The sequence below is a fragment of the Occallatibacter sp. genome (assembly GCF_036502485.1).
Lineage (GTDB): Bacteria > Acidobacteriota > Terriglobia > Terriglobales > Acidobacteriaceae > Telmatobacter.
On sequence record NZ_DASXYM010000139.1, the window covers coordinates 1 to 9,023 of the forward strand.

Consider the following 9,023-nt stretch of genomic DNA (forward strand, 5'->3'; position numbering starts at 1 on the left):
ACGATCTTCATCAGGTCGGCGCCGATGTCCGCAATCTTGGTGAAGATGCCGCCGGCGATACGCAGAGCCGCGGCGCCCAGGCTCTCGCCAATTGCAAAGCCGATAAAGCACGGGCCCGCATATTCCTTCGGGATGAAGAGCAGAATGCAGAGCATGATGAGCAGTTCGACCGAGATCAGCATCATGCCAACGCTCATGCCGGACTTCAGCGGAATTGCATATACCGGATACGGCTTGCCGCGCAATCCGGCGAAAGCCGTGCGCGAATTGGCAAATGTGTTCACGCGGATACCAAACCACGCCACACCATAGCTGCCGGCGATGCCCACAAGCGAGAACAGCAGGATGATCGGCAACGTAATGGCAACATTGCCCACCGGCGCCAGAACGCCAAAGTAGAGCGCGATGATCACGGCGATGAATGCCCACAGAAGAAGGATGAATTTGCCCTGCGTGACCAGATAGGTCTTGCAGGTTTCATAAATCAGTTCGGATATATCGCGCATGGTGCGATGAACCGGCAGGTTCTTCAACTGCACATAAATCGCCATGCCGAACAGCAGGCCGCCCACGCAGAAAAGCAAGCCGATCATGAGCAGGTTGTGTCCCGTCATGCCCATGAAACTGACGCTGCCCAGATCAGGCAGGACCAGATTCGCTTCGCCGCCGCCGTGCTCGGGCTGCGCATTCGCCATGGCGGGGAGCAGCAGGGCCAGAGCTGCCGCCGCGGTCTTCGAACGGCGCTTCAGGAATGCTGCAGCGCTCATCATCACAGCTCTCGCGCCGTTCGCGGAGCCTTCCCCCGAGCCATACACCTGGCGTGCAAAGGCCACAACCAGCAGCGGCAAAACGCTCACGCCCAAAAAGCAGTACACCCATTCCTGTGCAGTCACAAGTCCTCCCAGACTTAGGTTTGAAGCCGTATAACGGACCACCAAAATACCGGCGACTAGAACCGGGGAACCGATTTCACGGGAACTCTAACACCCGCATACAACACTGTCGAGTGATAGCAGTCACAAGCGCTCGTCCCGCGCCAACCTGGGACAGGACAAGCGCACCCGTTCCCGATCTTGCGCAGGCCCATGCGGAACTCTTGCAGAGGCTTGCACGAGACCATGGCACCCTCCGCCCCCCTCGCACACTTGCCGCCCGCAGGCTGGTCTGCAACGGTCCATGAGGTTCTCAAGCCTGCCGCGGCCCCACTGGCATCCCTGCCTCGATCCCTCCCAACCGGTGAGACATCCCGGCCGGTGTACAGTACGCAACAGGAGAATCTCCCAATCCAATGAACGCGCCCACGCTGCTCACGCCCCGCCAGGCAGCCGAGAAGTTAGGCATCAGCTATCCTGCCCTGAAGCACTGGATCCTTGCTGGCCGCATCCGCACCGTGAAAACGCCCGGCGGCCATCACCGCGTGCCGGTAGAAGCGCTGGATGAATTCATGCCCCCCACCGCGGCACACCCCGGCACCGCCCGCATCAGTGGACGCAACCAGCTCTCCGGCACCGTGCTTGAAGTCACCGTGGACGGTCTCCTGGCACGCGTCGTGCTGGCCCTCGGCAAGCAGCGCATCACCGCCATCATTACCGCCGACGCCGTGAGAGAGCTCGCCCTCCAACCGGGCGACCAGGCCCTCGCCCTGATCAAGGCCACTGAGGTAATGATCGGCAAGCCATGATTCGGCAGGCGTTCTCCAGCATCTGATCCTTTGCAGGAACTTGGCAGGGGACAATCCCGCAGAACTGCATCTATCAAATGCTTCAAGGAGCGTGCTTGAGATTCGCCCCCGCCATCTTTCTCAGTGTGCTCTTCGCCGCGGTGTGCGCATCTCCCCAGTCGTGGCGCCAGCGCGTCACCGTCACCCAGGCTCAGCAGCCGCACTGGATCAACCCGCTCGCCACCACCACCGGGCGACTGGAGCAGGGGTTTCGCTTCGATGTGCAGCATCAACACACAGGCACAGGAGGGGTGAACAACCTCGGCTCCGGCAAAGGCTTCAAACTCATCCCGGCCCCACGAATTGAATTGCAGCTCAACCTTCCGCCTTACCTCAGCCACGAGAACCCCACGGTGAAAGATGGGTGGAGCGATGTCTCGTTCAATCTGAAATACCGCTTTTTAGCGCGTCCGGAGAAGAAGGGCAACCTCATCTTCACCGGCTTTATGGGCGGCAGCGCTCCCACAGGCCAATATAAGAACGGATCCACCGCGGCCAGCCTCATTCCCACACTGGCGGCGGGCAAGGGCTGGGGCTGGTTCGATGTACAGTCCACCCTCGCCGGGAACCTGCCCGTCGAAAACGTCAAAACGATCGGCCGCGCCATCGTGTGGAACACAGCGTTTCAGGGGCATGTCCTCAAACGGCTCTGGCCCGAGGTGGAAGTCAACTCCACATCCTGGGCCGGCGGCGCCCACGATGGCAAAAAGCAGGCCTTCCTCACGCCCGGTATCGTCATCGGCCGCTTCCCCATGGACAAACGAGTTGCGTTCGCCTTCGGTGGCGGCTTCCAGGTCGCCGCCACACGCTACCACGCCAGCAATCACAACACTCTGCTCACGTTCCGCGTACGGTTTTAGTTCCCTCAAAATTCCTGCTGAACAGTAGCGGGAGCCGCTACGCCAATCTGTGCGCAAGCTTTGGCGAACGTAGTCGAAATGATACGATTACCGCAGTCGTTATCGCATTGATTCGTCCGAGGACCGTGCGTGAAATTCCCCTCCCTGTTCCTCTCCTGGGCCCTCATTGCGGCAGCCTTCATCGTGAATAGTGCTGCCTGCGCCCAGGTCGCCGGCGCGCTCACCGGACTCATTCAGGACCCGTCCGGAGCAGCCCTCGCCAACGCCCATGTGGATTTGCTCAACCAGGCCACCGGCCTGCGCCAGACCACCGTGTCAACCAGCTCGGGCAATTACCAGTTCGTCAATCTGCTCCCCGGCTCCTATGAAATTGATGTCACAGCAGCAGGTTTTCAGCGCGTGGCACGCAAAGGAGTCGTAATCACCGTCGGAGAAACGACAACAGCCAACCTCTCGCTCTCTGTTGGATCTCCAGGCGCCACCGTCACGGTGATCGCGGAAATACCGTTACTGCAGGCTTCCACCAGCAACATTGAAACCAACATCTCCGGCGAGGTCGTTCAGGCCATGCCACTCAACGCGCGCAATTTCGTTCAGCTCACCACCCTCGCTCCAGGCGTTGAGCTGCCTCCTGGCACGCTTCTGCCGCGCATCAACGGCGGCCGCCCCCGCACCAATGAATACCTCTTCGACGGCATCTCCGCGCTACAGCCGGAGCCGGGCCAGGTGGCGTTCTTCCCCGTCCTCGACGACATCCAGGAGTTCACCGTCGAGGCCAACAATGTGCCCGCCGAATTTGGCCGCTTCAACGGAGGCGTGGTCAACGTCGCCACGCGCTCCGGATCGAACGCCCTTCACGGCAGCCTGTTCGAGTACTTCCGCAACGAAGACCTCAACGCGCGCAACTACTTTGCCACCACCGGGCCACGGCCGGAATACCGCCGCAACCTCTACGGCGCGACCATCGGATTACCTATCCTTCATGACCGCCTGTTCTTCTTCGGCGATTTTCAGGGAGTGCGGCAGTTGATCGGCGTGACCCGCATCTCCACCGTGCCGACAATGAACGAGCGCCAGGGCATCTTCACGGGCGTGGCGAAGATCTACGACCCGTCGACGACCACCGTGGTGGACGGCCAGACCGTGCGCCAGCGATTCCCCAACGATGTGATCGACGTGCCGTTCGATCCGGCCGCAGCGGACCTTCTGAATCGGTTCCCTGTTCCCACGGATCTTACGGCCACGGCCAACAATTACAAACGGACGGCAGATGATGTGGACCACCAGGCGCAGTTCGACGCGCGGGTGGACGCGGTGCTGCGCGCCAGTGACCGGGCCTTCGGGCGCTACTCCTATTACAACGAAGTGGAGCAGCCCGTGACCCCGCTCCCCGAGGGCAGCGGCGCCACTACGGGCTCGGTGCTCGGGACCGGAGGCGTGGCGGGCCTTTCCAATGTGCTGGGGCAGCAGGCCGTGTTCAATGAGACTCACACCTTCTCGCCCCGCTTGATCAACGATTTCCGCATGGGCTACACGCGCCGAGGCAATGACATTCAAGGGACCACCCTGGGCGACACCGCGTCGAACTCGCTTGGTATCCCCGGCATCCCTGCCAATGCCGCGTTCAACAATGCCCTGCCGCTGTTCACTTTCACCGGCTTTCAGCAGCTTGGCCCTTCGCCCAGCACCTTCTCGCAATACCAGACCGGCGTCTGGCAGGCCGTGGACACCCTGATGTACACGCGCGGGCGGCACGCGTGGAAGGCGGGCGCGGACCCTCGCTGGTATCAGCTCAACGCCGTGGCGCCGCCCAACCCCACCGGATCGTTCGCCTTCACCACCACCGGCACCAATCAGCAGGGTGTGGCTAACAGCGGCAGCGCCCTGGCCAGCTTTCTGCTCGGCCAGGTCGACACGTTTCAAATCGATCTGCAGCAGAGTAAAATCCGTCCCCGCGGTCACATTGAGGAATACTTCCTGGAGGACGACTGGAAGATTACCGATCGCCTCACAGCCAACTTGGGGGCCCGCTGGACACTGCACTTCCCCTCGACGGAAAAGAATGACCAGGGCGCCGTGTTCAACCTGGGAACACAGCAGCTCGACTATATGGGCAAAAATGGCTTTTCACGCAGCGCGCGCGAACTGCATTACACCAATGTGGCTCCGCGCATCGGCTTCGCTTACCTGATCACGCCGAAGACCGTGGCGCGCGCCGGTTACGGCATCGTCTTCATCGATCAGTCGGGGATCACGACGCCGTTCACCGTTCCGCAGTTTCCATTTATTCAGAACGTGCAGCAGAAGACGCAGGACAGCCTCAACGCGGCCTTCACGCTCTCCGGCGGCCCGTCGGTCGCGCCACTCCCGCTCACGCCCGACGCCGGCCAAGGGCAGAGCGTCTACACCGCCGACCGCAAAGCCGGATCAGGCTACGTGCAGCAGTGGAACCTCGCCTTACAGCGCGAGTTGGCCGCCAATCTCTCCATCGAGGTGGCCTACGTCGGCTCGCACATCGTGCACGTCGGCATCCCTGACTCGAATCTCAATCAACTCACCGCCACCCAGCTTGCTGAAGGTCCGTCGCTGCTGACCAAAGTGCCCAATCCTTACTATGGCGAGTTGCCGCCCTCCAGTTCCATCGGCGGCAAGACCATCACCGAAGCGCAGTTGATGAAGCCGTATCCGCGGTTTCTAAACGTGGCCATCTATCGCCACAACAGCGGCACGACTAACTACAACGCCGGTGAGGTGAAGGTGGAGAAGCGCTTCTCACGCGGCTATGCGCTGCAGTTCGCTTACACGCATTCCAAGCTGATTGACGATGCCTCGGCGGTCTTCTCCACCACCGTGCTCTCTTCTCCCAACTCCAGCAGTCTCATTGCCGCGGACACCTATCGTCCCTCCCTGGAGCGCGATTCCTCGAGCGGCGACATGCCCAATGTCACCTCGTTCAGCGGAATCTACGATGTGCCCGCAGGCAGCGGTCATCGCTTCGCCGCGTATGGCGTGGGGAACCTGCTGCTGGGCGGCTGGACGCTCAACTCCATGGTGCTGCTGCAGTCGGGCATGCCCGTCACCGTGACCCAGGCGACCAACACAAACGCCTTTGCCGGGTTCGTTCTGCAGCGCCCCAATCTGGTCGGCAACCCCTCGCTCTCACCGGGACAGCGCACAGTTGCCCAATATTTCAACACTGCTGCTTTTGACACGGCCCCTCAGTTCACGCTGGGGAATGCCTCGCGCAATCCGGTGCGCGGGCCGGCTTATCGCGACGTTGACTTCGCGCTGATCAAACACACCCGCATCCACGAGAAGGCGGACGTGGAGTTCCGCGCAGAAATCTTCAACATCCTCAACACGCCCGCGTTTGCCAACCCCAACGGCAGCTTCGGTTCGCCCGCCTTCGGCAGCATCACCGGCACCGTTACCGATCCGCGCGTGGTGCAGTTCGCACTGCGCCTTAGCCGCTAACCTCGGCGCCTCAGTCAATTGGGATATCGATCTTGTCCCCAGGCAGCGGCAACTGCAGCGCCGGTCCCGCGTCGCGCACCTTATTGCCGGGAAGCGGATGCAGCTTGAACAACACCAGCTGATCGCGATCCGGGTGATCGAGGGCGTCGAACGTGGCCACCTGCTCCAGCGAGTAGTGCGTATGCAGGTCTTCCAGAGTCCCCGGATCGATGTCGTTCCACGTTGCCCACCAGCCGGGCTGATATCTGCCCAGCTTATCCGCCAGCGGCTCCGTGCCGAAGTCGTCGCACAGCGAGGGCAGGTGCGTGATCATGGTGATCTCATCGCCGCTGATAGAGATCAGCACGCGGTTGCCGTTCGGATGCGCGTCGATATAGCCGGTCAGGCTTCGCGCAGCATCGACCCATGTGTATTCCGGATGCGTCACATAGCCCAGCGTCACCACCGCATTGAACAATGCCGTCGCGGCGCTCACGCCCACCACCGCACAGCCGGCCAATGCGCGGGCTCGGGCCACTGGAGTGCGCGGCATGCCCGCCCACAACCCTTTCAGAAGCACCTCCGCCCCCATGGCCAGTACAAAAAACGAGAACAGCGCCACCACCACGTAGTACCGCGGCTGCGGATGATTCTGGTACGTCATGAAGAGGATGTAGCCCGCCAGTGCCAGCACGGAGCTGCCAAACACCGGATTCCTCCACAGGTCGCGCGCCCACGGCCGACGCCAGCCGACCGCCACCAGAACCACGACAATGCCTGCCAGCGGGACAAGAACGTGGCCGATCCAGAGGCCGCCTTTGACTGACCACCACAGGCTCAGCACCGGCCAGTACCACTCCGTTGGCTTGTCGTATTTGTTGATGAAGAAGAGGTACTTATAGTCAGCCAGCAGCCCCTTGTGGACGACAAGGGCCATCCACCCGCCAAACGTGATAGCGGCTGCAGCGCCCGCGGCAACCACACAGCGCAGCGCCTTGCGCCGGTCCGGCCACAGGCTCGCCAGCATCGCCCAGCCCAGCGCCGGCAGCAGGAACACCGCGGTCGTCTTTGTCAGCAGCATCAGCGTAAACAGGATGCCAATAACAAGGCTCACCCATCCCGGCCGGCGGAAACGCGGCAGGCGCACGGCAAGATTCAACCCGGCCAGCAGAAACGCGACCAGCATCGGCTCCAGAATCGCCAGCCGGCTGAACGCGTACAGAAACGGGCTGGTCACCGCCATCGTCAGCGCCAGCAAGGCCATCCAGCGTGACCCGCGCACCCGCAGCAGCAGATAGCCAAGCACCAGTTCCAGCACAAAGAACGACACCGACAGCGCACGCGCCGCCGTGATGCTGACGCCGCTAAAGAAGAACACCATCCATTCCAGCGCGGGCCACACCGGAACCGCCGGCGCGGGGTTGAAGTCGCCTGCAATATACCAGTGGCCCAGCAAATGCGCACGCACCGCCGCATTTCCATACCAGCCTTCATCGGTGTACTTGGCCCAGTCTTCCATCCACGGCGAATGATTGGGAAAATCCGCCTGCAGATGGAGATAGTGCATGGCTGCGAATGCGAGGATGAGCAACATCCAGATCGCATAGAGCCAGGATTTGGAGGAGCTCTTCAGCAACACGCTCTCCGCTGTGAAGTATTCGCGCACACTTCGCGCGCCGGCGTCTCCAGCCCGGGCTGAGACTGTGCTCGAAGGAATACTCTGAGTATAGCGTCCCACTGCCCCCTTTCATTCGCTGGTTCTGCCCCGTCCGTACACCGCTCGTCCGCCGATAGAATGAAGTCGTGCGAACCCCGATCTCCACTGCCAGGCTGCTCTCGTTGCCGCTCTTCGTCCTGCTCGCCGGATGCGGCAGTAAACCTGCCGTTGACCTGCCCCCCTCCCTCACCCAGATCGGCCAGGCCACCCCTGTCTCTGTGCACGTACAAGACAAGCACGGCATCAGCAAGGTGACCGCCACCCTGGAGCAGGACGGCGCCCAATATGAGGCCTGGCAGTCGACCGCCGCGAGCAGCGATGCCAACTCCACGTTCAACTTCACCATCGGCGCGAAGACCACGCCGCAACTGCACGACGGCAAAGCCAGGCTGATCGTGGAAGCGACTTCAGCGGGCATGGGCCACGGCGCCACCCGCGTGGAGCGCGATGTGACCATCGTGACGCAGCCGCCCACCGTGAGCGCCGACTCCGACCAGCACTACCTCTACCGCGGCATGGCAGACCTCGCCACGCTCAACGTCAACGGCGCCTACACGGCCGCCGGCGTCAAGGTGGGCGATCAGTCGTTCCGTGCCTGGCCCCTGCCCGGCGGCAAGCCCGGCCTGTTCTCTCTCTACGCCTTTGCGTGGAACATGCCCGACGGCACCACGCCTATGGTGTTTGCCTCAAACGGCGCCGGAAACGATGTGACAACACCGCTCACGGCCATCTTTCCGAAGAAGGAACAGCCCGTTTACACCCAGCACCAGATCCAGGTCACCGACCAGTTCATGAACAAGGTGCTGGGCGAGCTCGACCCGAATGGCTCGGGCGATCCGGTGGCGCGCTTCGTCAAGATCAACAGCGAGATGCGCAAGGCCAACAACAAAACCCTCTCCGACCTGCGCATGAAGACCGCTGACCACTTCCTCTGGTCGCAGCCCTTTACGCGGCAGTCAAACTCGGCCGCCGAAGCCACGTTTGCTGACAACCGCAGCTACATCTATCACGGCCAGAAAGTCGATCGGCAGACACACCTCGGCTACGACCTCGCCGTCACGCAGCATGTCGGCGTTGAGGCTTCGAATAACGGCCGCGTCGTCTGGGCAGCACCCCTCGGCATCTATGGCAACTGCATCGTCGTCGATCACGGATACGGCCTGCAGACCATCTATGGCCATCTCAGCCGCATCGACGTGCACGAAGGCGACCCGGTCAAACGCAGCCAGGTGATGGGCCTGAGCGGCATGACAGGCATGGCCGGCGGCGATCA

6 protein-coding genes are annotated in these 9,023 nt (G+C 62.0%); 4 read left to right on the plus strand and 2 right to left on the minus strand.

Going from position 1 to position 9,023, the window contains the following annotated elements; all coding sequences use genetic code 11:
* On the minus strand, positions 1–893 hold an 893-nt coding region (locus tag VGL22_RS17935; RefSeq protein WP_465268321.1), incomplete at its 3' end, for a sodium/proton-translocating pyrophosphatase.
* Positions 894–1,288: 395 nt separating this feature from the next.
* On the opposite strand from VGL22_RS17935, the gene VGL22_RS17940 reads away from it, so the two are divergent.
* The 3 genes from VGL22_RS17940 to VGL22_RS17950 all read left to right on the plus strand — a co-directional run bounded on the left by VGL22_RS17940 (position 1,289) and on the right by VGL22_RS17950 (position 6,054).
* On the plus strand, positions 1,289–1,681 hold the full coding sequence (locus tag VGL22_RS17940) for a TOBE domain-containing protein (protein WP_465268322.1): 393 nt from the start codon (positions 1,289–1,291) through the stop codon (positions 1,679–1,681).
* Positions 1,682–1,776: 95 nt separating this feature from the next.
* Positions 1,777–2,580, plus strand: a complete 804-nt coding sequence (locus VGL22_RS17945) for a hypothetical protein (RefSeq protein ID WP_465268323.1) — start codon at positions 1,777–1,779, stop codon at positions 2,578–2,580.
* Positions 2,581–2,709: 129 nt separating this feature from the next.
* On the plus strand, positions 2,710–6,054 hold the full coding sequence (locus VGL22_RS17950; protein ID WP_465268324.1) for a carboxypeptidase-like regulatory domain-containing protein: 3,345 nt from the start codon (positions 2,710–2,712) through the stop codon (positions 6,052–6,054).
* 10 nt (positions 6,055–6,064) lie between these two features.
* Here VGL22_RS17950 and VGL22_RS17955 read toward each other — a convergent pair whose 3' ends face one another.
* Positions 6,065–7,771 (minus strand): ArnT family glycosyltransferase, encoded by a 1,707-nt coding sequence (locus VGL22_RS17955; RefSeq protein WP_465268325.1) that lies wholly within the window; start codon positions 7,769–7,771, stop codon positions 6,065–6,067.
* A gap of 65 nt (positions 7,772–7,836) precedes the next feature.
* Here VGL22_RS17955 and VGL22_RS17960 point away from each other — a divergent pair.
* A partial coding sequence (locus VGL22_RS17960) for a M23 family metallopeptidase (protein WP_465268326.1) occupies positions 7,837–9,023 on the plus strand: 1,187 nt, incomplete at its 3' end.